This window comes from Granulosicoccus antarcticus IMCC3135 (genome assembly GCF_002215215.1).
Lineage (GTDB): Bacteria > Pseudomonadota > Gammaproteobacteria > Granulosicoccales > Granulosicoccaceae > Granulosicoccus > Granulosicoccus antarcticus.
Genome location: NZ_CP018632.1, coordinates 3,328,777 through 3,353,810, shown reverse-complemented (window position 1 = coordinate 3,353,810; position 25,034 = coordinate 3,328,777). Strand labels below are relative to the sequence as shown.

At 51.8% G+C, this 25,034-nt stretch carries 25 protein-coding genes; 4 read left to right on the top strand and 21 right to left on the bottom strand.

Annotated features, from left to right (window positions below; genetic code table 11):
* Positions 1-14 precede the first annotated feature (14 nt).
* The 20 genes from IMCC3135_RS14460 to bhcA form a co-directional block, all read right to left on the bottom strand.
* Positions 15-428 (bottom strand): RidA family protein, encoded by a 414-nt coding sequence (locus IMCC3135_RS14460; protein WP_088918272.1) that lies wholly within the window; start codon positions 426-428, stop codon positions 15-17.
* Positions 428-832: an acyl-CoA thioesterase gene (locus IMCC3135_RS35490; protein WP_088921855.1), complete on the bottom strand. Its 405-nt coding sequence runs from the start codon at positions 830-832 to the stop codon at positions 428-430. The genes IMCC3135_RS14460 and IMCC3135_RS35490 overlap by 1 nt, the downstream gene beginning before the upstream one ends.
* Positions 833-837: 5 nt before the next feature.
* Positions 838-1,527, bottom strand: coding sequence for an ABC transporter ATP-binding protein (locus IMCC3135_RS14450; protein WP_088918271.1), 690 nt, complete (start codon positions 1,525-1,527; stop codon positions 838-840).
* The gene (locus IMCC3135_RS14445) at positions 1,524-2,279 is read right to left on the bottom strand and encodes an ABC transporter ATP-binding protein (protein ID WP_088918270.1); all 756 of its coding nucleotides are present in this window, start codon (positions 2,277-2,279) and stop codon (positions 1,524-1,526) included. Before IMCC3135_RS14445 ends, IMCC3135_RS14450 begins: the two co-directional genes overlap by 4 nt.
* Entirely contained in the window at positions 2,272-3,255 is a 984-nt protein-coding gene (locus IMCC3135_RS14440; protein WP_088918269.1) for a branched-chain amino acid ABC transporter permease, read from the bottom strand. Before IMCC3135_RS14440 ends, IMCC3135_RS14445 begins: the two co-directional genes overlap by 8 nt.
* The gene (locus IMCC3135_RS14435; RefSeq protein ID WP_088918268.1) at positions 3,252-4,175 is read right to left on the bottom strand and encodes a branched-chain amino acid ABC transporter permease; all 924 of its coding nucleotides are present in this window, start codon (positions 4,173-4,175) and stop codon (positions 3,252-3,254) included. Before IMCC3135_RS14435 ends, IMCC3135_RS14440 begins: the two co-directional genes overlap by 4 nt.
* 62 nt (positions 4,176-4,237) lie before the next feature.
* Positions 4,238-5,398: an ABC transporter substrate-binding protein gene (locus IMCC3135_RS14430; RefSeq protein WP_205738046.1), complete on the bottom strand. Its 1,161-nt coding sequence runs from the start codon at positions 5,396-5,398 to the stop codon at positions 4,238-4,240.
* Between the two features lie 94 nt (positions 5,399-5,492).
* Positions 5,493-7,106, bottom strand: coding sequence for an AMP-binding protein (locus IMCC3135_RS14425; RefSeq protein WP_088918267.1), 1,614 nt, complete (start codon positions 7,104-7,106; stop codon positions 5,493-5,495).
* Entirely contained in the window at positions 7,106-8,275 is a 1,170-nt protein-coding gene (locus tag IMCC3135_RS14420) for an acyl-CoA dehydrogenase family protein (RefSeq protein ID WP_088918266.1), read from the bottom strand. The genes IMCC3135_RS14425 and IMCC3135_RS14420 overlap by 1 nt, the downstream gene beginning before the upstream one ends.
* Positions 8,276-9,085 carry an enoyl-CoA hydratase family protein gene (locus IMCC3135_RS14415; protein WP_088918265.1) on the bottom strand — a complete coding sequence of 270 codons (810 nt, stop codon included), beginning with the start codon at positions 9,083-9,085 and terminating at the stop codon, positions 8,276-8,278.
* Complete coding sequence (locus IMCC3135_RS14410) at positions 9,082-9,564, bottom strand: MarR family winged helix-turn-helix transcriptional regulator (protein ID WP_088918264.1); 483 nt, start codon at positions 9,562-9,564, stop codon at positions 9,082-9,084. The genes IMCC3135_RS14415 and IMCC3135_RS14410 overlap by 4 nt, the downstream gene beginning before the upstream one ends.
* Complete coding sequence (locus tag IMCC3135_RS14405; RefSeq protein ID WP_088918263.1) at positions 9,561-10,319, bottom strand: SDR family NAD(P)-dependent oxidoreductase; 759 nt, start codon at positions 10,317-10,319, stop codon at positions 9,561-9,563. The genes IMCC3135_RS14410 and IMCC3135_RS14405 overlap by 4 nt, the downstream gene beginning before the upstream one ends.
* Positions 10,316-12,622, bottom strand: coding sequence for a bifunctional salicylyl-CoA 5-hydroxylase/oxidoreductase (locus IMCC3135_RS14400; protein ID WP_205738045.1), 2,307 nt, complete (start codon positions 12,620-12,622; stop codon positions 10,316-10,318). The genes IMCC3135_RS14405 and IMCC3135_RS14400 overlap by 4 nt, the downstream gene beginning before the upstream one ends.
* A 128-nt stretch (positions 12,623-12,750) precedes the next feature.
* Positions 12,751-13,716 (bottom strand): polysaccharide pyruvyl transferase family protein, encoded by a 966-nt coding sequence (locus IMCC3135_RS14395; protein ID WP_205738044.1) that lies wholly within the window; start codon positions 13,714-13,716, stop codon positions 12,751-12,753.
* 431 nt (positions 13,717-14,147) lie between these two features.
* A complete protein-coding gene (locus IMCC3135_RS14390; protein ID WP_088918261.1) occupies positions 14,148-14,549 on the bottom strand; it encodes a DUF2177 family protein in 402 nt (133 codons plus the stop codon).
* A gap of 3 nt (positions 14,550-14,552) precedes the next feature.
* Positions 14,553-15,281: an RluA family pseudouridine synthase gene (locus tag IMCC3135_RS14385; protein WP_157735987.1), complete on the bottom strand. Its 729-nt coding sequence runs from the start codon at positions 15,279-15,281 to the stop codon at positions 14,553-14,555.
* 101 nt (positions 15,282-15,382) lie between these two features.
* Positions 15,383-16,348, bottom strand: a complete 966-nt coding sequence (bhcD, locus tag IMCC3135_RS14380) for an iminosuccinate reductase BhcD (RefSeq protein ID WP_088918259.1) — start codon at positions 16,346-16,348, stop codon at positions 15,383-15,385.
* Positions 16,349-16,367: 19 nt separating this feature from the next.
* Positions 16,368-17,543 carry a 3-hydroxy-D-aspartate aldolase BhcC gene (gene bhcC / locus IMCC3135_RS14375; RefSeq protein ID WP_088918258.1) on the bottom strand — a complete coding sequence of 392 codons (1,176 nt, stop codon included), beginning with the start codon at positions 17,541-17,543 and terminating at the stop codon, positions 16,368-16,370.
* A 22-nt stretch (positions 17,544-17,565) separates the two neighbouring features.
* On the bottom strand, positions 17,566-18,543 hold the full coding sequence (gene bhcB, locus IMCC3135_RS14370; protein WP_088918257.1) for a beta-hydroxyaspartate dehydratase BhcB: 978 nt from the start codon (positions 18,541-18,543) through the stop codon (positions 17,566-17,568).
* 69 nt (positions 18,544-18,612) lie between these two features.
* Positions 18,613-19,794, bottom strand: coding sequence for an L-aspartate--glyoxylate aminotransferase BhcA (bhcA, locus tag IMCC3135_RS14365; protein ID WP_088918256.1), 1,182 nt, complete (start codon positions 19,792-19,794; stop codon positions 18,613-18,615).
* A 203-nt stretch (positions 19,795-19,997) separates the two neighbouring features.
* On the opposite strand from bhcA, the gene bhcR reads away from it, so the two are divergent.
* Both bhcR and IMCC3135_RS14355 read left to right on the top strand, forming a co-directional pair.
* Complete coding sequence (bhcR, locus tag IMCC3135_RS14360) at positions 19,998-20,825, top strand: HTH-type transcriptional regulator BhcR (protein ID WP_088918255.1); 828 nt, start codon at positions 19,998-20,000, stop codon at positions 20,823-20,825.
* Positions 20,826-20,992: 167 nt separating this feature from the next.
* Entirely contained in the window at positions 20,993-21,457 is a 465-nt protein-coding gene (locus IMCC3135_RS14355) for a hypothetical protein (RefSeq protein WP_088918254.1), read from the top strand.
* A 79-nt stretch (positions 21,458-21,536) separates the two neighbouring features.
* On the opposite strand, the gene IMCC3135_RS14350 is transcribed toward IMCC3135_RS14355, so the two are convergent.
* Positions 21,537-22,727, bottom strand: coding sequence for an APC family permease (locus IMCC3135_RS14350; RefSeq protein ID WP_088918253.1), 1,191 nt, complete (start codon positions 22,725-22,727; stop codon positions 21,537-21,539).
* A gap of 338 nt (positions 22,728-23,065) precedes the next feature.
* Between IMCC3135_RS14350 and IMCC3135_RS14345 the strand changes: the two genes are divergently transcribed.
* A complete protein-coding gene (locus tag IMCC3135_RS14345; RefSeq protein ID WP_088918252.1) occupies positions 23,066-23,311 on the top strand; it encodes a YdcH family protein in 246 nt (81 codons plus the stop codon).
* Between the two features lie 620 nt (positions 23,312-23,931).
* A complete protein-coding gene (locus tag IMCC3135_RS14340; RefSeq protein WP_088918251.1) occupies positions 23,932-25,032 on the top strand; it encodes a hypothetical protein in 1,101 nt (366 codons plus the stop codon).
* Positions 25,033-25,034: the final 2 nt, after the last annotated feature.

Here is a 25,034-nt window from a genome sequence, read left to right as displayed (position 1 = left end):
CCAGGCTCCACGCCTCAACCATCAATAGTGAGCGCCCTTATTACTGCAGTCGCTTCAATCTCGATCAGTGCGTCATCTTCAACAAGTCCTGCTACCACAACCATCGTCATTGCAGGAAAGTGCTTGCCCAACACACGACGATAAACTTCACCTACTTCTTTTTGGCGAGCAACGTATTCCTTTTTGTCTATCACGAACCAGGTCAGCCGAACGATATCCGTAGTCGAACCACCGGCCTGAACAACAACGGCCACTATGTTCTTCAGTGCTTGCTCCATCTGCCCTATAAAATCGTGACTCTCGAACACTTGCTCAGCATTCCAGCCAATTTGACCGCCGACAAAAAGCATTCCCTGTTCGCTCAGTATGCCGTTTGCATATCCCCTCGCTTTGGTCCAACCTTCAGGCTGAATAATTTCACTGGACACTAATCTTCTCCTTGTAATCTTGTTTGTAATGCCCGACGCAATGAATCAGGCCATGAGTTTGGTTTACCGTTCGTATCCACGTAAACCAATGTTGAATTCGCTGAGAATCGCAGCTGTTCTTCGCAGTAAGTCTTGAAATCCAAATCAGCGCTCGAACGACCTATTCGGCAAACTTCAAGATTTATCACCAACTTATCCCCCAACCTGCTCGGCGCTGAGAATGTGGCATTCATCTGTACCGTAGGAATGCTGGCAGTTTGATGGATCTGCGAAAACGACTGACCCAGCTCACTGTCAAAGAACTCTTCTACCGTATCGTTCAGCATCTCAAAGTATCGAGGGTAGAAAACAATACCGGCAGGATCACAATGTTTGAACAGTACTTTCTGATTGTATTGAAACATCTGAATCAAACACCCAGGTATTGGTCAGCAACGTCGGCACTCAAGGCTTGAAACTGCCCCCGCCAGACAGACTTGCCTCGCTCCAGGATGACCGCCCTGTCTGCAACGAGCGCCAGTTCCTTGAGGGTTTTATCGACGACAAGAATCGAAAGACCGGTTTCACCTTTCAACTGAGCGATAGCCTTCCATATTTCCTGCCGAATAACAGGGGCCAGGCCTTCGGTTGCTTCATCCAGAATCAGGGTTCGCGGGTTAGTCATCAAGGCCCGACCAATAGCCAGCATCTGCTGCTCCCCGCCCGAGAGTGAAGCCGCATATTGAGATGATCTTTCCTGCAGTCTTGGAAACAGATTTGCAACCCGGTCAAAATCCCAATGACCTTGTCTGGCAGATGCCATGAGGTTTTCCCAAACTGTCAGGTTTGAAAAGCAACGCCGACCTTCAGGCACAAGCCCCAGCCCGAGGCGAGCGGCACGGTGTGAAGGATAAGAGGAAATATCCTGTCCCGCAAAACAGACCGTTCCGGATTGATTTTTCAATAACCGACAAATGACCTTGATGGTGGTTGTTTTACCCATCCCATTGCGGCCCATCAACGCCACAACTTCACCTTCATCCAATGTCAGATCAACACCGAAAAGTGCTTGAGATGCACCGTAGGATGCCGTGATATTTTCCAGCGTCAAAAGGCTCATACGCCACCCTCATCACCTAGATAGGCGGTACGTACATCCGGATTGGCACGTATTTCATCAACTGAACCTGTTGCAATGATTTTTCCATAAACCAGCACACTGATACGATCTGCCAGTGCAAACACCGCATCCATATCGTGTTCTACCAACAGAATGGGCGCATCATTGCTTAACTCTCTGAGCAACTTCGTCAGCTTCTTTGACCCATCGGCCCCCATCCCCGCCATCGGCTCATCCATCAAGAAGGCTTTTGGCTGCATGGTCAAGGCGACTGCAACCTCTAGTTGGCGACGCTGCCCATGCGATAGTTCGGCAGTAATGCACGCCTCGTCATCGATCAACTCAACTCGTTCAAGCGCAGCCCTTGCCTGTAAAAGCAGTTCTTTATCGTGCATGACCGGCTTGAAAAAACCAAATGCCTTACCGCGATTGCCCAGTGCCCCAAGGACCACATTCTCCAATACCGTATTTTCCATTGCCAATGCTGACACCTGAAAGGTACGGCCCAGGCCCAATCGGGCTCGTTGTACGGTCGATTGGGTACTGATGTCCTGACCCAGAAAATGCACGCTACCGCTATCGGGTTTCAACCTGCCGGCTATCTGCCCTATCAAGGTGGATTTACCCGCACCGTTCGGGCCGATCAACGCATGTATTTCGCCTTGTTTCAGGTCCAGAGAAATCCCATCGCTTGCCTTCAAGGCACCAAATTGCTTGCGTATGTCGCGTATGTCGAGAACAGGATCAACCATGACTAACAGACTTCCTGAATACCGAGCCAATCAAGCCGCCTTTTGCAAACAGCACCACCAACAGCAGAACCGCACCCAGATAGATATGCCAGTATTCCGACAGGCCACCGAGTACATGCTCGAGAGAGATAAAAATGGCAGCCCCTGCCACTGGGCCAAACAATCGCGCCACACCTCCCAGAATGATAAACACCATGATCTCACCACTGGTTTGCCAACTGAACATCGTCGGGCTGATAAATCGATTCAAGTCTGCATACAAGGCGCCAGACAATCCGGTTACCGCACCCGATATCGTAAACGCGACCAATTGAAGCTTGAAAGGACTGATGCCGACCGTTTGAACACGCTCGCTGTTCTGTCGAGCGGCATTCAGTGCCAGACCGAATGAGGCAGAGTTCAGCCTGGCCATGAAGAAAATGACCAGCATCAGCAAGACATAACAGATCGCGAAAAACTGGATCGGATCAAGTGTGTTCAATCCGGGAAATCCATTTCGCACATAAATGGACAGTCCATCCTCTCCGCCATAGGCTGGCCAGCTGATCGCAAAATAGTAGAACATCTGTCCGAACGCCAAGGTCACCATAATAAAGTAGACGCCAGCGGTCCTCAGACTCAGCAGACCCACGATGAACGCTACCAAGCCACTGATCACTATGGCAGTCAACCAGATGACCGGCATTGAATTCGTACCTTCAAGCACAAATGGGCTTTCCAGCAAAGGCGTGTAAGTCTGAGCATGGCTGGCCAGAATACCCATCGAGTATCCGCCCAAGCCGAAGAATGTAGCGTGACCCAGACTGACGAGCCCACCATAGCCAAGCGCAAGGTTCAGCCCCACCGCTGCCAGTGCAAGAATGGCGACCTTGGTTGCCAGCGTGATGATAAAGGGCTCATCCAGAAACCAGGCAATCAACGGCACCGCTAAAAGCAAAAGCGCAATGAGGGCATTCAATGTTTTTTCATTGATCATGATTGCGTACGCCCAAATAATCCTGATGGCTTGAATAAAAGTACAACGGCCATCAACAAATAGATGAGCATGGAAGACAAAGAGGAGCCGACGGATGCAGCCTGCGAGGTCTCCATGAAGCTACCAAATGCAATGGGCAGCAATACTCTGCCCAGAGTATCGGTCACACCCACTAGCAGAGCGCCAATAAACGCACCTTTGATTGACCCAATGCCACCAATGACAATGACAACAAATGCCAGAATCAACACAGGCTCCCCCATGCCTACCTGCACCGATTGAATCGCACCAACCAAAGCTCCCGCCAAACCGGCCAGGCCCGCACCCAGTGCAAATACAGAGGTATATAGCTTCGAAATATCAATACCCAGCGCACCGATCATTTCCCGGTCATTCTCACCCGCTCGAATACGCATGCCGATACGGGTTTTTGATATCAACAGATACAGTCCTACCCCGACCAGCAACCCTATGACAATGATCGCCAGACGGTAGCGCGAGTAATGAATGCCGCCGGGCAGCAGTACGGTACCGCTGAGCATCTCGGGGACATCAAGGTAGAGCGGGAAGGAACCAAACATCCATCGCGTTCCCTCAGAGAAAATCAGAATAAGTGCGAAGGTGGCCAGAACCTGGTCAAGGTGATCACGCTCGTAGAGCCGCCGCATGATGCTGAACTCGACAATGGCACCAAACAAGGCCGCAGCAACTACACTGGCCAGAATGGCGAGTACGAACGAGCCAGTCAAGGTAGCCACAGAGGCTGCGGCAAATGCACCTATCATATAGAGCGAGCCATGAGCCAGATTGATCAGCCCCATGACACCAAATATCAATGTCAGGCCAGCCGCCATTAAAAACAACATGACCCCAAACTGAATACCATTCAGGAGTTGTTCGATGAGAAGTATTGTCGACATATGTTGGCTTTATGCAATTTTAGAGTCTGACACCAGCGGCATCAGACTCTCATCAGGAAAAATTACAGGCTGCAATCAGCAGCGTAGGAGTCTGCATGATCTGATAATGCAGTTGCAATTATCTTGTTGGTATAGACGTCACCTTCCTTGATCACTTCTCGCACATAAATATCCTGAACAGGATGCTGGTTGTTACCAAACTTGAAGTCACCGCGTACTGACTTGAAATCAGCTAGCTTCAGGGCTGCACGAAAAGCTTCTGTATCATCCACTTCAGCCTTGTCCATTGCACTAAGTAGCAGGTTTGCGGTGTCAAACCCCTGAGAGGCGTATAGCGAAGGCAATCGTCCATACTCAGCTTGAAACGATTCTACAAAGGCGGCATTGGTCGGGTTATCAATGTCCTTGTTCCATTGAGAGGTATTCTTGATTCCCAGAGCCGCATCACCGACTGCCTGCAAGATACCTTGATCAAAACTGAAAGCAGGACCCACGACGGGTAACTCGATGCCGCTGCCAGAATACTGCTTCAGAAAAGAAATACCCATGCCACCCGGAAGAAAGAAGAAAACACTATCTGCATCTGATGCTCGAATCTGTGCCAGCTCTGCCGCGTAGTCTGTCTGCCCCAGCTTGGTGTAGAGTTCACCTGCTATCTCACCTTTGAAATAGCGTTTGTAGCCCGTCAATGCATCTTTGCCGGCTGGGTAGTTAGGGGCAAGAATGAACGACTTTCCATAACCCTCGTCGGTTGCGTAAGCACCAGCGGCCTCATGCAGCTCATCATTTTGCCAGGCAACATTGAAATAGTTAGGATGACAACCTTTTCCGGCTAAAACTGACGGACCTGCGTTAGGTGATAGATAGATTTTCCCTTGTGCGGTGGCAGAAGGTATCACGGCCATCGCAAGGTTCGACCAGATGATGCCCGTCAACACATCTACTTTTTCAGATTGAATCATCTGATCGGCTAACTGTACAGCCACATCCGGTTTGCGTTGATCATCTTCAACCACCACTTCAATGTTCTTGTTGCCCGACTGAGCGATTGCCAGCATGAACCCATCATGAACATCGATTCCTAGTCCAGCCCCGCCCCCGGACAGCGTAGTAATCATGCCGACTTTCACTTTATTGTCGGCCACAGAAATAGCAGGGGTTAACAAAGTACAGCTAGCCAGCAAGGCCAGTCCAAGACTGCTTGCTTTTCGACGTATAATCAACGTTTTCTCCTTACTGCATTGTGATTGTTGGCGTTCTTTCTACTTCACTGAATCAATGGTTGAACAGAGTCATTTATTAGAGCGTTTCTCGAGGCTACGTCCTCAATGTATATCTCTGAATTTTCCCACTGGCTGTCTTTGGCAGACTTTCGCAAAAAACAATCGATCGGGGATATTTGTACGGTGCAATGGTCGCCTTGACATAATCCTTGAGCAGCAAAGCGGTACTGTCGACAGCCGCAGCGCCATCTCTGAGCACTACGTGTGCCTGGACAATGGAACCTCGTTCTTCATCGCTGGCAGCCACCACAGCGCATTCAGCCACTAAGGGGTGTGACAACAATGCAGCTTCCACCTCAGGACCGGCAATGTTATAGCCACCAGAAATGATCATATCGTCATTTCTTGCAACGAAATGCAAATAGCCTTTCTCGTCCATTGAAAAGCTGTCCCCTGTGATGTTCCAGCCATCAAGCACATAGTTGGCTTGACGATCGTCAGCCAGATAGCGACATCCAGTCGGTCCCTTTACGATCAACCTGCCCACAGTTCCATGGGGTACCTCATTGTTGTCATCGTCAATGATTTTTACCTGATAGCCAGTAACCGGCCGGCCCGTGCAGGCAGGTGAATGATCATCAAAGCGGTTAGAGATGAATATATGCAGCATTTCAGTTGCCCCGATACCATCAAGTATGGGCTTACCCGTCTTTTCAATCCAGTCTTTATAGACAGGTGCCGGCAGGGTTTCACCGGCAGAAACAGCGGCTCGCAGACTGGATAAATCGGCTCCCTCGTCCATGGCTGAAAGCATATATCGATAGGCTGTTGGCGCGGTAAAACACACCGTTGCCTTGTACTTCTCGATGATCTCGATCATGCTGGGCGGGCTGGCTGTTTCCAACAGCGTTGCCGTAGCCCCAAACCTCAATGGAAAGATGGCCAGACCCCCTAATCCAAATGTAAATGCCAGTGGTGGTGAACCAACGAAAACATCATCTGGCGTGACCCCCAGTATTTCCTTTGCATAGCCGTCGGCGATAATCAACAGATCACGATGAAAGTGCATTGTCGCTTTAGGCACTCCCGTCGTACCGGAGGTAAAGCCCAGCAGCGCAACATCGTCACGTCCGGTTTGCACCGCATCAAAACGTACCGGTTTTTCAAGGGCCAGACGGTCCAGGTCTGAGTCATGATTCTGGCTTCCATCAAAGCTGATGATCTGATGCAAGGTTTTACTGTCTTGCGCTACCGCCTGGATTTCATCCAGCATCCGGTTGTCGCACAAGGCATGAGTGATCTCGGCAATGTCAACGATCTGAGCCAGCTCAACCGCTCGCAACATCGGCATCGTGTTCACAACGACCGCACCTGCTTTAGTGGCTGCAAGCCAGCAGGCAACCATGGCAGGTGTATTCGCTGATCGAATCAAAACCCGATTTCCCGGCTGCACATTCATATCCTCAACCAGGACATGTGCCAGACGATTCGTCCAGTCTGTCAGCTCCTTGTAGGTGCGGTGCCGGCCATTGCCAATAAGTGCCGTGTGATCACCGAAACCCTTTTCAACCATCCTGTCGGTGAGCTCAACAGCCACGTTCAGATAATCCGGGTAATCAAAGCCATCCAACACGATGTCCGGCCAAAGCGTTTCAGGTGGCAGATTGTCCCTTGAAAAAGTATCAGTGTGTGCGGTTGGTCCAAGCATTATTTTCCATCCCGATGTGCTGCCAGAGTCTGGCGCGCGATAATGATCTTCTGAACATCCGAGGCCCCTTCGTATATCCTCAGCGCTCTGATCTCGCGATATAACTTCTCCACGACACAGCCCGTTCGAACCCCGTCGCCGCCATGCAACTGAACCGACTGGTCAATCACTTTCTGAGCCTGCTCAGTTGAAAACAATTTCGCCATGGCCGCCTCTCGCGTGATACGTGAAGCACCGCTATCCTTGAGCCAGGCTGCCCGATAAACAAGCAAGGCACTGGCATCAATATTCATGGACATATCTGCGATATGCCCTTGTACCATTTGAAACTCTGCCAGCAGAGTGCCTTGCACTTCTCGTAGATTGACTCTATCCAGCGCGGCATCCAGTGCACGCCGCGCAAAGCCAAGCGCCGCTGCTGCAACTGTGGGCCTGAAAACATCCAGTACCGACATCGCAATCTTGAAGCCCTCCCCTTGCTGCCCCAACAGTGCTGATGCTGGAATGCGACAATCGGTGAATTGAAGCCTGGCCAATGGATGAGGGGCGATTGTCTGCAGTCGTTCGACAACTTCAAAACCCGGTATACCTGCAGGCACGATGAAAGCTGACAGCCCTTTGGCTCCGGGTGCATCTCCAGTACGTGCAAATAGCGTATAGAGATCGGCAATTCCGCCATTGGATATCCACGTTTTCTCACCATTCAGGACGTAGTCATTGCCATCACGTGTTGCGCTCATCGTCGAGTTGGCAACATCAGAACCAGACTGGGGTTCAGTCAAGGCAAATGCCGCTATGGCCTCGCCGACTCGGGTGGCCGTCAACCATTCGTTCTGTTGATCTTTAGTACCGAATAGAGAAACAGCACCGGTCCCCAGACCTTGCATGGCGAAAGCAAAATCAGCCAGCCCATCATGCCTTGCCAGCGTCTCACGTATCAGACACAAGCTACGGACATCAAGCGTTGTCGCCGATCCGGCAGGGTCAACTGCGCTATGCAAGCACCAGCCTGCCTTGCCAAGTGCCTTCACCAGTGACTTGCACGCATTATCCGTGTCGCCATGGTCTATGTTTATCAGGTGCTCTGCAGACCAGCTTTCCAGCTCCTCTGCCAACTGCCGATGCCTGTCCTCAAAAAAAGGCCACTGCAGATAGGTTTTATCTGACATCTAATTGCCCTCGAAAACGGGTTTTTCCTTTTGCGTAAACGCTAGAAACGCACGCTTGAAGTCATCTGTTTGCATGCACAAGGCCTGCGCTTGTGCTTCAGCCTCAATGGCCTGATCGATCGACATGGACCATTCTTGCTTCAGCATGGTTTTTGTCATCATGTGAGCAAAATTTGGCCCCTGAGCAATACGGCTTGCCAATGCCATCGATTCACCTTCAAGATCTGCTGACTCAACAATCCGATTGTAGAAGCCCCAGCGCTCGCCTTCGTCTGCACTCATCGAACGACCCGTATAGAACAAATCGGCAGCCCGTCCCTGACCAATGATGCGCGGCAAAATGGCGCAAGCTCCCATGTCGCAACCTGCCAATCCGACACGTGCAAACAGAAAGGCGGTTTTTGCCTCGGGAGTGGCCATTCGCAAATCTGATGCCATGGCGATGATGGCGCCGGCTCCCACACAGATGCCATCAACTGCGGCTATGACAGGCTTGCCGCAATTCACCATGGCCTTGACAAGATCGCCCGTCATGCGGGTAAATTGCAGCAGCTCCTTCATTGACATCTCGGTCAGCGGACCAATGATCTCGTGAACATCACCACCCGACGAGAAGTTGCCCCCATTGGATCCAAACACCACAACATCGACATCATCGCAATAGGGCAAATCATTGAACCAGTCACGCAGTTCTGCGTAGCTGTCGAATGTCAGTGGGTTTTTTCGCTCTGGCCGATTGAGTGATATCTGAGCGATACGATTATCCACACGACAGTGGAAATGTTGAACATCTGTTCGACAGCTACTCATGTGTCTGATTGCTCAGTGGAGTTATTTGAGAATACTTTATCGACAAGTTCCATCATCAGCTCCGCATCATCGCCAGACACGTTGCCCAACAGGCTGTCAACCCAACCTTCATGCTGGAGTGCTTGTTGCAGGAATTCTTTCTTGCCTGAGGCAGTAAGCTTTACCCGCAGTACGCGCCGATCTCCCGGCACTGCAACTCTGGTGACCAGAGAATCGTTGACCAGCCTGTCAACAATGCCTGTGACATTGCCATTGGAGACTCTGAGGGCCTCGGACAACTCATTCATGCGCAGCCCCTCCGGAAATCGATACAAGGCTGCCATCACGTCAAAGCGCGGCAGTGTCGTTTTGAATTCCACTCGAAAGTTCTCACGCAGCTCGCCTTCAATCTGCCGTGATAATTTCAGCAACTTCAACCACAGACGTAATCGAGTTTTAGCAGCAGGCTCAACCGCTGATTTATTCTGCGGCTGGCTCATACCTCGCCTCCATTGACGGATACAGCCTGACCGCTGATCGAAGCACTGCTATTGCCAGCCAGCCACAAGACGGTAGCAGCCACCTCCTCGGACGTGATGAAACGTCTCATGGGATTACTGGATTTCAGAACCTTGGCCGCCTCTTCAGCACTCATGCCGGTTTTGGCAACGATATTCTGTATTGAACTTGCCAACATGGGCGTGTCGACAAAACCCGGGCATATGGCGTTGACCGTGATCCCGGTTCTGGGAAGTTCCTGAGCCAGGGCACGGGTTAGCCCGACAACCGCATGCTTGGCCGCACAATAGCCGGATACGTAGGGATAGCCTTTCAGCCCGGCACTGGAAGCGATCGCCAGCATACGACCCCACTTCGACTCGATCATGTCTGCAAGAGATGATTGCCACAGGTTGAATACACCCAATGCGTTAACGTCCATGGTCGACGAGAAATCCTGAGCTGTCATGTCTGCAAATGGTTTGCTGATGGCGCTACCGGCATTAGCCACGGCTATCGTGATAGCACCATGATGACTACGTGCTGCAGACAAGGCCGATTCAACCTCTTCCGCATCGGTGACATCACACACAACCGGCAGTGCACCGGTTGCAGACGCCACCTCTTGCAGCTTGCTCTGCCTGCGCCCAAGAATCGTTACTCTTGCTCCGACGGCTGAAAACTGTGCGGCGATTACAGCGCCGACACCACTACCACCGCCCGAGATAACCACGTGTTTGTCAGCGAACTCTGTCATGTTTTTGCAGCCATCTGTGCATCACGATCAGCGAGCCGCCAAGCCTGGTCTCTACCGGCATCATAGGGCTGTGGCCATGCCTCCAGTCTGTCGCCAAGCTGAGTTGCAGCATGCAAAGTCCAGTAAGGGTCGGCCAGATGTGGACGAGCCAGGCAGACCAGGTCAGCGCGTCCTGCCATGAGTATGGAGTTCACATGATCAGCCTCATAAATATTGCCAACGGCCATGGTAGCGATACCCGCCTCGTTGCGAATACGGTCAGAGAAAGGTGTCTGGAACATGCGGCCATAAACAGGCTTTGCACTTGTTGATGTCTGCCCCGATGAAACATCAATGATGTCGCTGCCGGCGGCATAAAACATTTTGGCGATTTCGACGGCATCCTCAGGCTCGATGCCGTTATCTGCCCAATCATTGGCTGATATGCGGACGGACATTGGCTTGTCCTCAGGCCATGCTTCACGCATGGCTTTGAATACTTCAAGCGGGAAACGCATTCGATTCTCCAGTGACCCGCCATAGTCATCGACACGTGCATTGGACAAGGGTGAAATAAAGGAGGAAATCAGGTATCCATGTGCAGCATGAAGCTCGATCATGTCAAAGCCTGATTGCTCTGCCATATTCACAGCATCAACAAACTGCTGTTTCACGCTATCCATATCATTCCGACTCATCGCTCGAGGTGTAGCGTTGCCATCTGACCATGCAATGGCCGATGCAGAAATCAGTTCCCAGTTCTGATCGACAAGCGGTTGATCCATTCCTTCCCAACCTACCCGAGTAGAGCCTTTTCGGCCAGAATGCCCTATCTGGCAGCAAATTTTTGCCTGAGTTTCCAGGTGAACAAAATCACACAGTCGCTTCCAGGCCAATTGATGCTCAGGGTGATACAAGCCTGGACATCCAGGCGTTATGCGACCAGTTGGAGAAACACAGGTCATTTCTGTGTAAACCAACGCGCAGCCGCCCTTGGCACGCTCGCCATAGTGAATCAGGTGCCAGTCCGTCGGACAACCATCGATCGCCTTGTACTGCGCCATGGGTGAGACGACAATTCTATTCTTCAGCTCCATGCCACGTAGCTTGAAGGGTGCAAACATGGGAGCTCTAACCGGACTGCCGGGTGTGACACCCGCCTGCTCCTGAAACCACTTTTCCGCACTTTCCAACCACTTCGGATCTCGCAACCGCAAGTTTTCATGACTGATTCGTTGAGAGCGAGTCAGAAGCGAGTAGTTAAGCTGCACGGGATCAAGATGCAAATACCGCTCAACGTCCTCGAACCATTCAACAGAATTTCGTGCAGCTGACTGCAATCTCAGAACCTCAAATCGTCGTGCGTCTTCATACGCAGAGAAGGCTTTTGCCAGATCAGGCTCATCGCTCAGGTGTTGAGCCAGCGCCGCGGCACTCTCCAAAGCCAGCTTGGTCCCCGAACCAATCGAAAAGTGTGCAGTGGCAGAAGCATCGCCCAACAGGACCATGTTCTTGTGACTCCATTTCTCACACAACACTCGCGGAAACTGAATCCACGCAGAGCCTCGGATATGATTGGCATTAGTCATCAATGGATGGCCGCCAAGGTAATCTTTGAATATCCCTTCGCAGATCGCGATGCTCTGTTGCTGGTCTAGTTCGGCAAACCTGAAAGCATCGTAGGTGGCCTGAGAGCATTCAACAATGAAGGTCGCGGTATCATCATCGAATTGATAAGCATGTGCCCAAACCCAGCCCTTATCAGTTTGCTCAAAAATGAAGGTAAAGGCATCATCGAATTTCTGCTTTGTACCTAGCCAGACAAACTGGCACTGAAGTTTTTCAATATCGGGTTTGAAAATCTCGTTGAATTCGTTGCGGGTACTGGAATTCAAGCCATCACTGGCAACCACCACATCGTAATCATCAGCGTAACTGCTTGCGCTGCGCACCTCGGTTTCGAAACGCAATTCCACACCTAGCTCCAGTGCGCGCGCCTGCAGTAACACGAGAAGTTGGCGGCGGCCAATGCCACAAAACCCATGCCCGGTGGAGAGCATTTTCTGACCTTGATGATGCACTGCAATATCATCCCAGTATGCAAAATGCTCTTTGATAGCCGCAGCACTGACAGAATCATTGCGCTTGAGATTCTCCAGCGTTTCATCCGACAGAACCACACCCCAACCGAATGTGTCGTCAGCCTTATTGCGCTCAAGAACGACAACCTCAGCGTCAGGCTGTCGAAGTTTCAAAGAAATAGCGAAGTACAGTCCCGCCGGACCGCCTCCCAGACAAGCAATACGCATTTCAATGCAGTCCATGCGGCTGAGGATTTCCCCGTAGGTACTCAGCTTATACCTCAAACGACATACATTTCAAGTATAAATAGTTTAAGTTTAAAACTTATTGCATTGAACAACCGCCTTTACGCATTCAAGACTATGTATGCCTAACTCGCCTTGTAGTCTTCCTTGAGTTTTGACACAAGCTCATACTGCTTGTCAGTAACAGACTCAACAACCTCATCACTACTCATGCACGTCTTGTTCAATGAAATCACCTCTTTCAATGATTCAATCAATTCCAACGTGCTTTCAGAATTTTTTCCAAACCCGTTAAAAATCAACTCTTGCCACTTAGGCTTGATGTTGAAAGTCTGGCTAATGAATTTCTTGCTCCCTACTTCGACCATTTTCAAAAAGGGCATCGATTGATGGTTGATAAAAGGCAATGGATAGAAAGACAACTTCAACTGCATACTTTCAGCAAAGTCATACCATTTATCTTCACGAAAAAGAGGTGAAAACTTGACAGGGGTCCATGGAATTCGCATGGCATCAGCGACAATGGCACCGTGCATGGCTTCTGTAATGACTCGTTTACAGCTTCTTAACTGGGCTAGGCAATCATCAACAGGCTGTTGCGCTGTAATGAACTTTATACCCAGCTGATCGCATATTGTTTGCCAATCAATGTATTGCTCACTTCGATGGTGAGGCATGAAGCCGATGTCGTTCGTCTGCTTCACAGCAGGCAGATCAACCTTTCTCAACAAATAGGCCCCATCACCAATAGCCTTGTCTTCAGACAAACCTAATCGTTTTGCCGTTCGTGGCCCTCGAACACCGTACACCTTGCAGTTTTCAGGCAAAGCAGGCGCATTGTCACCCCAGGTTCCCGACGAGAAGATAACAACCTCTTTCGCATCCTTCAATTGCACTTCTAACCTTTTAGAGGTCAGCAATGTACCGATACCCACCAGATAGATACCGTCATCTCTCGACAGTAATTCATCGCCCAACAACCTGGGCCATATCCATGGGTTCAGGTCATCCCCAAAGTTGTAGTTCTTTGTACGGCAATATTCAATTATCATTATTTGTTCTTGGTTTTTGTCGTATTCACGTAACCACAACCCAACGTATCCATAAGATCAAGCTGCACATGAATCGATGGCGCTCAATGGCTGCCAGAAATGGGGGCTGATGTCGATTTCAGGAAGGTTGCAGTGCGCGGCTCCAGCTGTATGTTTCACGTTACCAGAAAATTAACGTAACCGACCGCGGCCCGACCGACCAAGCGCGGCCCTATCGTACTCGGCCTGGGTGGGCGCGGGCACAAACTTCCTTCCGCATGGCTACCCTTCCGGGATTTGATTGATCGCGGGATAATGTGGGGTGTCGGGTTCGCAGACTAGTGGCCTGGAAATGCAATGGTGGTATATTTTAGATATACAGAGGCAGGAGGGTGATCATTTATGCCTTGCCATCCCCAGCATTCGCTGGCGCATGGTGTTCGCATTTCAACTCGCTACGATGACGCACTCATTTTCCCCCACCACAATCCTTACGCAAAGTGCCGGACACTGATCGCCGAGATCGTAGCGACACTGGCTGACAATGCTGTACCCCAGACCAGATCCACGAAACTGATCAGCATTGGCCAATCCTTCACCGTCGATAGATTGGTCATGTCGTAGGTACCGTAAGCCAGAAAGCCGACAATGGCGCCGTAGGCTGCAACGTTGAACAGTGATAGCTCGGGCTGCATGGGACGCACCGCCAGAAACACGATTCCCGCCGTATAGGCAAGGTAGAAGCCCACCGCCGGAGCGACCAGAATATCCTTGCGAAGCAGCTCGCCCATCTGCGTGGCATACAGATTTTTGGCAACCAGTCCCAGCCAGATTCCATCGATGACAACAAAAGCCAATACAGCCGCCAGATAGGCGATGAGGTAAATTTTCATGGCCTATTTTTGCTCATTTTCGAAGAATCTTGCCGGAGTTTGAAAATTCAACCTGACTCCGGTTTCAGGATGATCGAAGGCCAGGTATTGAGCATGCAGCATGAGCCTTCCACAAGCAGGCTCCTGCGGCGGCTCTGCAGACTCACTCGGGGCGCTCGCATTGTGGTTATTTGACGACGGGTAATGGGCCTGGTACAGGCGATCCCCCTGAATGGCGACCCCAAGCCCGTCGGGGTGAGCCATATGTACGCGCAGTTGGTGCGTCCTGCCGGTCAGAGGATAGAGCCAGACACACAAAGGGTCACTGGCAGAAAAGCGGTGCCATATCGTAGTGGATTGCTTGCCGTGAGCCTGGCAAACAATCTGACGAGGGCGATCATCCATATCACCACGCAAGGGCAAGTGCACACGCCCACCCAATGCCTGCGGTGCCATACACAGCCGAGCGATGTAACGCTTGCCGATGCGTCGATGTTCAAACTGCTGCTGTAACAGGCGATGGGCAACCCGATTTTTCGCCATAACCAGAAGACCGGACGTATCCATGTCCAGCCGGTGAACCAATACGGGCCCGTCCGCCTCTGGCCGGAACTGCATGACCCTGGTCACTACAGAATCCGAGACCGTCTTGCCCGGCTGCGACAACATGCCTGAGGGCTTGTCGACGACAATCACCGAATCGTCTTCGAAGATGACCGGCAATCCGGGGATGCTTGAATTCAGTTCTGACACAAAGAGTTCCGAGCAAATCACATCAAGGCAGAGGCTGCCAATGATACAGCTCATTGACACCATGACATCGACAGGATCACAGCTTCAAGAATGCATCCCCCTTATAGAGCGATTTCTTTGGCATCACCTTCTTCACAAGCCACCCTCAAAGCGACAGCCGCCACCGCCAGATCCTGTAGTCCGACACCCGTTCCATCAAAAACGGTAATTTCATCATCAGTCACTCGTCCAGGATGATCACCGTTGATCACTGCCCCCAGCGCCGTGATATCCGCCTCCTGCAACTGCCCCGCCTTGAAGGCATGCTGCGCCTCACCAATCGTGATCGACTGTGCCAGCTCGTCGGTAAATACCGATGCGTCAGAAAACAACTGTGGATCCAGCTCCTGCTTACCGGCGGTATCGGTTCCCATGCAAGCGATATGGGTACCCGGCCTGATCCAACCGCTATCCAGCAATGCTTCGTGTGCGGATGTAATGGTAATGATGGTGTCCGCCTGTTCCGCCAGTTGCTGCCGCCCCACTGCCTCAAAAGGTAATCCGAGTTCGGTGGCCACCGCCTCAAGTATTGACAACTTCTCAGGGTGCAGATTCCAGGCGATCACCTTCTCGAACTGTCGCTGCTCAGCTGCGGCTCGCAACTGGAATTGCGCCTGATGCCCCGCACCGATCATACCCAGAACCCTGGCATCCTTGCGTGCAAGATGCGCGATGGATACAGCACTGGCTGCTGCCGTGCGTATGGCTGTCAGATAATTACCACCAACCAGCGCCTGCAGCTGACCCGTATCGGGATCGAACAGAAATACCGTTGACTGGTGATTGGTCAAGCCCTTCTGGGCATTGCCGGGCCAATAGCCACCCGACTTTACACCCAGTGCCAAGCCTGCCCTGTCAAAACCTGACTTGAATCCATACAGCGCATCGGCATGACCAAGGGCCTCCCGGACCACCGGGAAGTTGCGAGCATCACCGCGCGCCATGGCCGCAAATACCGCTTGCACAGCATCAAACGCATCGGCACGTGAAACGACCTTACGACAGACTTCTTCTGAGACTACAAACATGGATCTATTACTCTTGGTTTCAGTACGATCGGCCACGGGCACTCACTGGCCAAAGTGTTTCTACCTTGCCATTGCGTACACCCACGTACCAATCATGAACATTACAGGTCGGGTCACAATGACCAGGCACCAGACGCAGCTTCTCATTGACCTTCAGAACACCCTGCGGATCGGCGATGACACCATGCTCATCCGTGCATTTCACATACTCCACGTCATCGCGGCCAAAAATCAATGGCAAGCCGCTATCAACAGACTGAGCCTTCAGTCCCGCATCACAGATGGCCTTGTCCGCTTTGGCATGACTCATGACGGAGGTCAGAATGAACAAGGCGTTTTCCCATTCGCCCCGATCAAGACGCTGGCCTTGTGCATCCAGAACACGACCATAGTCAGCATCCATGAAGGCGTAGGAGCCGCACTGCAGTTCGTTATAGATACCTGACTCTCCCTCAAAGTAGTAGGACCCTGTTCCGCCTCCACCGACGATATCGCACTCCAGACCGATAGCTTTCAGTGCCGCCACCGCATCGCGCACCATATCGATGGCAATAGCGGTCTTCGCCTTACGCTCTTCATACAGATCCAGATGCTGCATGGCTCCCTGATAAGCCTGGATACCGGCGAACTTCAGACCCTTGGCAGCATCAATGGCCTTTGCAATATCAAGCACCGCTGCGGTGCTGGTCACACCGCAGCGACCCGCACCACAATCGATTTCCACCAGGCATTCAATCTGCGTATCGTGACGACTGGCCGCCTCGGACAGTTCTGCCACATTGTCGATATCATCGACACAACACAGTGTACGCGCACCCAGCAACGGCAAACGGGCAAGACGATCTATCTTGGCAGGATCACGCACCTGGTTCGACACCAACACATCCTTGATACCGCCTCGAACAAATACTTCGGCCTCACTGACTTTCTGACAGCAAACACCACAGCTACCGCCCAGCTCTTCTTGCAGCAAGGCGACATCCACCGATTTGTGCATTTTTCCGTGCACACGATGGCGCATATTCGCCGTTCTGGCGATATCGCCCATTTTCTTGATATTCCGCTCCAGAGCATCCAGGTCCAGTACCAGAGCAGGTGTCTGGATATCCTTCTCATCCATGCCGATAGCGGCGGGGATATCAAAGCCCACTTCATAATCATGAGACGATGGTTGTGTCAGAGTTGTATTTGACATGATAATTTTCTCTATTTGTTGTTCAATTATTCCAGGGCAGTCGATCCATATCGACGTTGCCTCCGGTCAGAATGACTCCCACCCTCTTGCCAGCGAAGAGCTCACGATTCTTGATAATGGTGGCCAGCGGCACGGCTGAACTGGGTTCTATAACGATTTTCATGCGCTGCCAGATCAGCTGCATGGCGTCGATGATTTCCTCCTCAGTAGCGGTCAGGATATCGGTGACGTAGTTCGAGACAAAGTGCCAGGTCAGATCTTTCAACGGCACCTTCAAACCATCGGCAACCGTTGAAGGTGCATCATCAGCAATGATGTGTCCGGCCTTGAAGGAGCGCGCCGCATCATCAGCATTCACAGGCTCTGCCGCATAAACCCTGATATCCGGGGCTTGACTGGACACCGTCAGACAAGTACCCGACACCATACCTCCCCCGCCAATGGGCGCAATCAGGGCGTCAAGACCTGATACCTGCTCCAGCAACTCCCGGGAACAGGTAGCCTGACCCGCAATCACTCGCGGATCGTTATAGGGGTGTACAAAATCGGCCCCACTTTGCGCAACCACCCTGGCAAAGGTTTTCTCGCGTGATCGGGTTGATGGCTCACACTCGACAATGGTGCCACCATAGCCTCGCACTGCGGCCTTCTTGGCCTCGGGTGCCGTTCGTGGCATGACGACCGTAACCGGAATGCCACGCCGACCAGCAGCGTAGGACAGAGACAGAGCATGATTGCCAGACGAATGGGTGGCCACCCCCTTGCTGGCCATTGATTCATCCAGGCCGAACACCGCATTGCTGGCACCGCGAACCTTGAAGGCGCCCGCCTTCTGGAAGTTCTCGCACTTGAAATACAACTGTGCTCCCGTTAGTTTGTTCAAGTAATCCGATGTCAGGACAGGAGTCAGATGAATATGTGTACGTATGCGTTCATGGGCCACTTCGACATCGGCGAATGTCGGAATAATCAGCTTTTCCAGTGTATTTGACTCAGACATGATGCCTCCCTCGGCTTGTATGACAGTGCAAACGGATTACACATTCATGATGACCTGGCTCACGCGGGCTCATTGCGTATTGCCAGCAGCTGTCTTTCGATAATAGGCCTGAGCGGCCGCAACGCCACTGCCCAGTTCAATCGGATAGTCCAGATCCTTCATGGCCATCTCGATACCGGCAAGACCCGAGAGCACCATCAGATCGCTTAAAGAACCCAGATGCCCAATGCGAAACGCCTTGCCTGCCATCTCCCCCAGACCGACACCAAACGAGACATCGTAGGTGTGATAGGCATGATCAGTCAGTGCATCGCTATTCAGCCCCTCGGGCACGTAGATAGCACTGACAGTATCTGAATACAGGTCTGCCGACTGCGCACAAAGAGTGAGCCCCCAAGCCGCAACCGCCTGACGCACCCCTTCAGCCAGACGAAAATGCCGGGCAAAGACCGCGTCCAGTCCTTCTTCGAGCAACATGTCGACACTTGCCCGCAAGCCATGAATCAATTGCAAAGGCGGTGTATAGGGGTAACCGCCTTTCTGGTTCGCAGCCAGCATGTCGCGGAAATCGAAGAAGCATCGCGGACACCTGGCCGAATCCATCGCGGCCAGCGCCTTGTCGCTTACCCCGACAATGGCCATACCGGTATTGAGCATGAAGCCTTTCTGAGAGCCTGCAACAGCCAGATCAACACCCCACTCATCCATGCGAAAATCCATGCAGCCTAGTGAACTGACGCAATCGACAAACAACAGCGCCGCATGATCCGATGCATTCATGGCCTTGCGTACCCCGGCAATGTCACTTCTCACCCCGGTAGCGGTTTCGTTGTGCGTGACCAGAACCGCCTTGATGCGCCCCTCAGGGTCTGCCGCAAGCCTTTGTGCAAACAGATCGGCGGGTGCTGCGCTGCCCCAGGCACATTCAATGATCTCGACGTCCAGACCCTGCCGTTGACACAGGTCGATCCAGCGATGAGAAAACATGCCATAGCGTGCCACCAGCACCTTGTCACCGGGCGACAGCGTATTGGTGACTGAAGCCTCCCAACCACCGGTGCCGCTAGCGGGAAAAATGATGACCTCTCCGCCACTCATCTTGAATATCTTTTTGACATCAGCGAGTACCGGCAAGAATATTTCCTTGAAGTCCGGTGCACGATGATCGCTGCTCTGCACATTCATGGCAGCTCGGAGGCGGTCCGGAATATTGGTCGGTCCGGGGATAAAGATAGGGTTCTGTCCGTTCATTTGCGAACTCCAGTGGTGGCTCTTCACTGCAGTATCATCACGTCAAAAAGTATTTTCAAGCTGTTTTTGTAATTATTTTTTATTTTATTATATAAATATTTATCTCATTGATTTTAATAGTTTTAATTTATTATTTTTGGTATTTTTTCACAATTTTATTTAAATAAAATATACTCACCCAACAATCTGTAGAAGCAATCGCCATGAAACGTCCTGTCATTGCAGCCGAACCACCCAAACGAGGCCGAGGTCGTCCCAGGCTTCAGCACAGCGATACGGAAGTGTCCGTTGTCCAGGCGCTGGACCGTGGTTTGACCCTGCTGCAGATACTGGCACGCGAAGGCGCTGTCAACCTCACTGATCTATCGCTTCAGGCCGGCATGCCGGCACCCACAGCTCATCGCCTGCTGACAACCTTGATGCGGCAACAGTTTGCGGCTTACAACGAATCCACCCAGATGTGGACAGTAGGTGTACAGGCCTACAGTGTCGGCTCCAGCTACCTGGCCCGTACCAGCCTGGTGGAACTGGCTAAACCTGTCATGCGCACCCTCATGGAGGAGACGGGTGAAACGGCTAATCTGGCAGTTACCGAAGGCGGCTATGTTGTCTTCCTTTCCCAGGTGGAATCCAACCACCCCATTCGTGCTTATCACCGACCCGGTTCCCGCAGCCATCTGCACGTATCCGGCATTGGCAAGGCTTTACTGGCATGCCGTTCAAAAAGCGAGGTCGAGAAGATTCTTCAAAAACGCGGCCTACCGGCTTTCACGCCCCACACCCTGAGCTCACCTTCGGCCTTGTTTGAGAACCTGGAACTGACACGCCAGCGTGGCTGGTCATTCGACAACGAGGAACACTTCGAAGGCATGCGCTGTGTTGCTGCGGCCATCACCGATGCGCAAGGCGAGTCACTGGCAGGTATATCGGTGTCTGGGCCAAGCACGCGCTTCCCAGAGAACCATGTGGCAGAAATTGGACCGAAGGTACAGCGTGCGGCTGAACAGATATCCCGGGAACTGGGCGCCTGACAACTCACCGCGCTCTGGCCAGCAAACTACGGAGCAAAGGTTTCAAAACGTTACAACGCAATGGCATTGTAGTTGCTATTAGCTTGTTGCCCAGAGATCCGCCTGATGTGAGGAGATGGGCAGAATTTCTGCAACTCCCACTCATACCAGAAGGACACTGAGTAATAATGCCTGACAACGTTTTCGAGAGAACCAATACAGTATCTATCTCCGATCGCTGCGAACGGACCGTTGCCAGCGTCCTGATTGATATTGTCGGCACGGCCTGCGAACACGAACCTGATCTGACCTTGATGGATCTGGTGAACCTGATGGATTTGTATCGCACCTACCTTTCTCATACGGTCGTACCCAATATTGAAAACGAGGTTCAGCCCTCCACACACAGCGGGCAGCCCTTACCATTTTCAAAACCGCGACTCGTCGTCTCGCATCGCTCCAGCTTCGAACAGTTCGTGGGCGATTCTCAATTGCTACAACTCGCAGCCGCGGCAGCAAGCCGTGAATGTGGCGTCGTGGTACCGATACCCACACCACTCAAATTCAGCAATAGCGGCAATCTTGATCTCACACCCGGCACAACGAAAGAAGACCTGGATACAGGACCTCCGAGCACTTGCGTCAATAGTTGAACAGATATGCGTTCGACACTATCAGGGCTGAATGGCTACCTTGTCCAATCAAATTACCTCATTACTTTGTCCGCATTTTCTATTCAACAGGCACACCCAAAACAGCAATGCTGATACCCAGCACGGCAAGAGCCAAAAAGCCGACTAATTGCGGCGATTGCCGCTTGCTTCGCCATGATGCCAGAGCGGCGATCAGGGCCTGCATCGCGTAATAGACAGCAAAGGCTCGAGATGCGTAACTGATGATTTCGAATACGTTCGCTGTCCATGTCAGCACCAGGCCCGACAGCACCAGTACCGCGTATGCCTGTCTCTGTGTTATTCGTCGCTGAGTCAGTTCGACGATCAGACCGCCAGAACCACTGGTGTCTGCCACAGCCGCACTGAACTGCGCACTAAGTGCGGCTGCCACGAGCAGCACAGGCAGAATCGGTGCAACTATCAGCATCATGTCTATGATGGCTGTTTCATTCAGGTGCTGTTCGTCAGGAACAAACACGTAGGCCAGCAGACAGATATAGATCATATAGATGACAGCAGCGAGCAACTGAGCCAGGCGCATGGAGCGGATGCGCGTGGCACTATCGTAGCTAACACCCAGGTATCTCGATGTTTCAAAGCCTTGCACTGTGACAATCAGACCAAAAGCCAGCGTCAGCGCAGGCCAGCCCGTGAGTGTTTCCTGCTCGAAGACCAGATCACCAGCAGCGGCACGGGTATAAAAATACACAGCCAGACCCACCAGAAGTCCGGCAATGATCGCCAATTTGATACCCACGGCAACCTGCTCCATTCGTTCAAGTGCGCTAAACCCGCGTGTCCATCCGACAAACAGAATCACCAGGAAAACAGCACTTGTCAGCAGCTTTGCATGGTAGCCATCGTCCATGGGCGTCAGGCTGACACCAAATGCACCAAACAGGTTCAGGTAGTAGGCAACCGAAATGGTATAGGCAACGGCCAGCGTCCATGACGCCATCGTTTCCAGACGTTGCTCCATGCCAACGTCAGGGCGCAAGTCCAGAGTGGCTATGTTGTAGCGAATGGCAGATCCGAAGCCATAGGCAACCGCACACAGTAACGCCATGATTAACGGTGCATAACCACCGTAGGAGACTTGCAGTATCGGCCCAAGAACCAGAAATCCACTGCCAATGATGGATGCCAGGGGCGTAATCGTAGCTCGCCACAGCGGCGCATTGGCAAGCCGGGGCCGAAACAACAAGCCGGCCGTTATAACAACGATTACCAGGACCAGAACACTGAGCATAAAATATCCATCGTCAGCATTCAGATGCCAATGATTTTCTTGTGATCAATCTCCCGGGCGTACCGTCAAACTGGTGAAGAGATTTATCGTGATGAAGGGCTGTTGCCATCATACGATATTGCGTTGCGTGGAAACCAAGTGCGGTACCTGCTTGTTATAGGCACAGCGCTGAACCAAGCGATCGCACCTGTCGGGCTTGCACTGACGCACATGAGGCCATACTTCGACAAAATAAGTTGGCATTACTGCATAAACAGTCGCTGCAATGACTTATATCAAGACATGTCGATGACTTTCCAGCCATCATCAAACAACTACTTACATCGAGGATTACCTTCATGTCACAGCTTGTTGACAACCATCCACTCGCTCGAGACTTGCCTGAGCATAAAGACACCATTCATAACCTGAAAATGAATGACACTCATTTTTCGAAGACCATGGAAGAATACGAAGTACTGGACAAGGAAATAGTCAGAGCTGAGCAAGGCGTGGAGCATGTTGCAGATCTGGAGCTGGACGGAATGAAAATGAAGCGGGTAAAAATGAAAGATGAGTTGCTGACGATGTTGCAACAGGCCTGACAGGCTCCCGTCTCAACGGTAATTTAGTCAAGCCTTGCCCACCCCACCTGGGCGAGGCGACATACCGCCTCAGACGGGATGCTGATCAGGATTTTTCATGCGCTGATGTATCTTCGACTACAAGTCGGCTTGCTGATCTGATGAGTCCAGTATCAGTCTCGCCCCATGCCGGGCAGCAATATGCGCAATACGTGAATAGGTATCCTCTGGCACACCCTACCCCCACCCCGTGTTGCGCAGGCAGTCAGGCAACATCGTGAAAAAACTACAAACTGTCCCAATCGAGATGTTGCTTGATATAACTTCCATCTGGTCTTGATCAGACAACAACTGCCATCTTGCCCAAATGGGCCGCCTGACGGGTTCAGCATCGTAATTCGGGTAATAGCCGCACAAGTGCCTCTCACTCTACCACCAACCGGCCAGTCATCGACAAAGCGCAATCAGGAAATGGCAACGTTAATCCGTTATCATCGCGCTAACCTGACAAAGTCTCTAGCCATGCAAGAACCGGCAGAGTCAATCCTGAGCCACCCTGGACGTGCTGCTCATCAAATTCCACTGCACAACTTGCTCACACTCCGTGAATTTCCTGCAGTAACCGGAGATATACGATCGCTATGCCCACCAAACAGATCACGACCGACAAGCGCGACAAGCAGAAGCCCACATCACGATTCCAACGCCTGTGGGCGGAAGCTGAAACGCTGGCCCGAGACAATGCGGAACTCGAAAAAGGGCTGGATGCAGTGGTCAGCCGGATCAACGAGGATATATTCACGGCTGAGCGTCAGCTTGGCGAAACTATTCGTCTGTTTGTCTACCGCCAACTGGAATTTGCACACAAGAAATCCCTGGCCAAATGGCAACGTAATGAATTGAACGACTGGATTAACGAGAATCTGTCAGAGCTGTTGGCCATGGGGCTGCTGGATGAGCCATTACAAGAGCAGCTGGCCATACTTCGAGCGGCAGAAATGGATATCGATCTGGATCCGGACAGTGAACGCTCAGCCGTAGAACAGCTCGATGACTATTTCGGCTCAGAGGCCGGTGAACCTGGCGATGAGGAACAAGGCAACAGATCGGACGATCTGTTCGGCGAAGACGAAGATCTGGACGACACCTTCGAGGACGATGAAGATGAGCTCGCCGAACTGTTGCGCAAATTGCACGCTGAGTTTGAAGGTGCTCAGGAAAGTATGGACACCCCGACACCACCGAAGAAAAAACCAATCAGTGACAAAGTCTTCAGACGGCTTTTTCAACAAACAGCAGCGGCATTGCATCCGGACAAGGAGACTGACCAGAGTCGTCGAGAGGAGAAGCATGCGCTGATGTCTGAGCTGCTCACGGCACGCAAAGAGCATGATCTCATCACCATCCTGAAATTGCATGAGCAGTACGTCAATGCAGACTCGGATCTGAATTCAGATGATGAGCAAGCGCTCGAAGAGGTGCTGGTCGAATACCTCAACCAGCAAAGAGAACGCATCGACGAGATCGTCAGTCAATCACCTCTGCACCAAATGGCATTCTCACAGTTCTATCACAAGACGCCGGCGACAGTGACGCGCCGCATCGACGCACATCTGGAAAAGATTGGTGCCAAACAGGACGCCTTGCTGACCGTACTGGCAAGTGTGAAGACTCTGAAGAGCTTCAAGGAAATACTCACCGCCCGCTACGATACTCAAATCATGCGAAACGACTGGTTCTAAAA

Coding starts and splice junctions, on each gene's coding strand:
- IMCC3135_RS35490 (WP_088921855.1), bottom strand. CDS start 832: ATGTTTCAATACAATCAGAAAGTACTGTTCAAACATTGTGATCCTGCC.
- IMCC3135_RS14450 (WP_088918271.1), bottom strand. CDS start 1,527: ATGAGCCTTTTGACGCTGGAAAATATCACGGCATCCTACGGTGCATCT.
- IMCC3135_RS14445 (WP_088918270.1), bottom strand. CDS start 2,279: ATGGTTGATCCTGTTCTCGACATACGCGACATACGCAAGCAATTTGGT.
- IMCC3135_RS14440 (WP_088918269.1), bottom strand. CDS start 3,255: ATGATCAATGAAAAAACATTGAATGCCCTCATTGCGCTTTTGCTTTTA.
- IMCC3135_RS14435 (WP_088918268.1), bottom strand. CDS start 4,175: ATGTCGACAATACTTCTCATCGAACAACTCCTGAATGGTATTCAGTTT.
- IMCC3135_RS14425 (WP_088918267.1), bottom strand. CDS start 7,106: ATGCTTGGACCAACCGCACACACTGATACTTTTTCAAGGGACAATCTG.
- IMCC3135_RS14420 (WP_088918266.1), bottom strand. CDS start 8,275: ATGTCAGATAAAACCTATCTGCAGTGGCCTTTTTTTGAGGACAGGCAT.
- IMCC3135_RS14415 (WP_088918265.1), bottom strand. CDS start 9,085: ATGAGTAGCTGTCGAACAGATGTTCAACATTTCCACTGTCGTGTGGAT.
- IMCC3135_RS14410 (WP_088918264.1), bottom strand. CDS start 9,564: ATGAGCCAGCCGCAGAATAAATCAGCGGTTGAGCCTGCTGCTAAAACT.
- IMCC3135_RS14405 (WP_088918263.1), bottom strand. CDS start 10,319: ATGACAGAGTTCGCTGACAAACACGTGGTTATCTCGGGCGGTGGTAGT.
- IMCC3135_RS14400 (WP_205738045.1), bottom strand. CDS start 12,622: ATGGACTGCATTGAAATGCGTATTGCTTGTCTGGGAGGCGGTCCGGCG.
- IMCC3135_RS14390 (WP_088918261.1), bottom strand. CDS start 14,549: ATGAAAATTTACCTCATCGCCTATCTGGCGGCTGTATTGGCTTTTGTT.
- bhcD (WP_088918259.1), bottom strand. CDS start 16,348: ATGTTTGTAGTCTCAGAAGAAGTCTGTCGTAAGGTCGTTTCACGTGCC.
- bhcC (WP_088918258.1), bottom strand. CDS start 17,543: ATGTCAAATACAACTCTGACACAACCATCGTCTCATGATTATGAAGTG.
- bhcB (WP_088918257.1), bottom strand. CDS start 18,543: ATGTCTGAGTCAAATACACTGGAAAAGCTGATTATTCCGACATTCGCC.
- bhcA (WP_088918256.1), bottom strand. CDS start 19,794: ATGAACGGACAGAACCCTATCTTTATCCCCGGACCGACCAATATTCCG.
- bhcR (WP_088918255.1), top strand. CDS start 19,998: ATGAAACGTCCTGTCATTGCAGCCGAACCACCCAAACGAGGCCGAGGT.
- IMCC3135_RS14355 (WP_088918254.1), top strand. CDS start 20,993: ATGCCTGACAACGTTTTCGAGAGAACCAATACAGTATCTATCTCCGAT.
- IMCC3135_RS14350 (WP_088918253.1), bottom strand. CDS start 22,727: ATGCTCAGTGTTCTGGTCCTGGTAATCGTTGTTATAACGGCCGGCTTG.
- IMCC3135_RS14345 (WP_088918252.1), top strand. CDS start 23,066: ATGTCACAGCTTGTTGACAACCATCCACTCGCTCGAGACTTGCCTGAG.
- IMCC3135_RS14340 (WP_088918251.1), top strand. CDS start 23,932: ATGCCCACCAAACAGATCACGACCGACAAGCGCGACAAGCAGAAGCCC.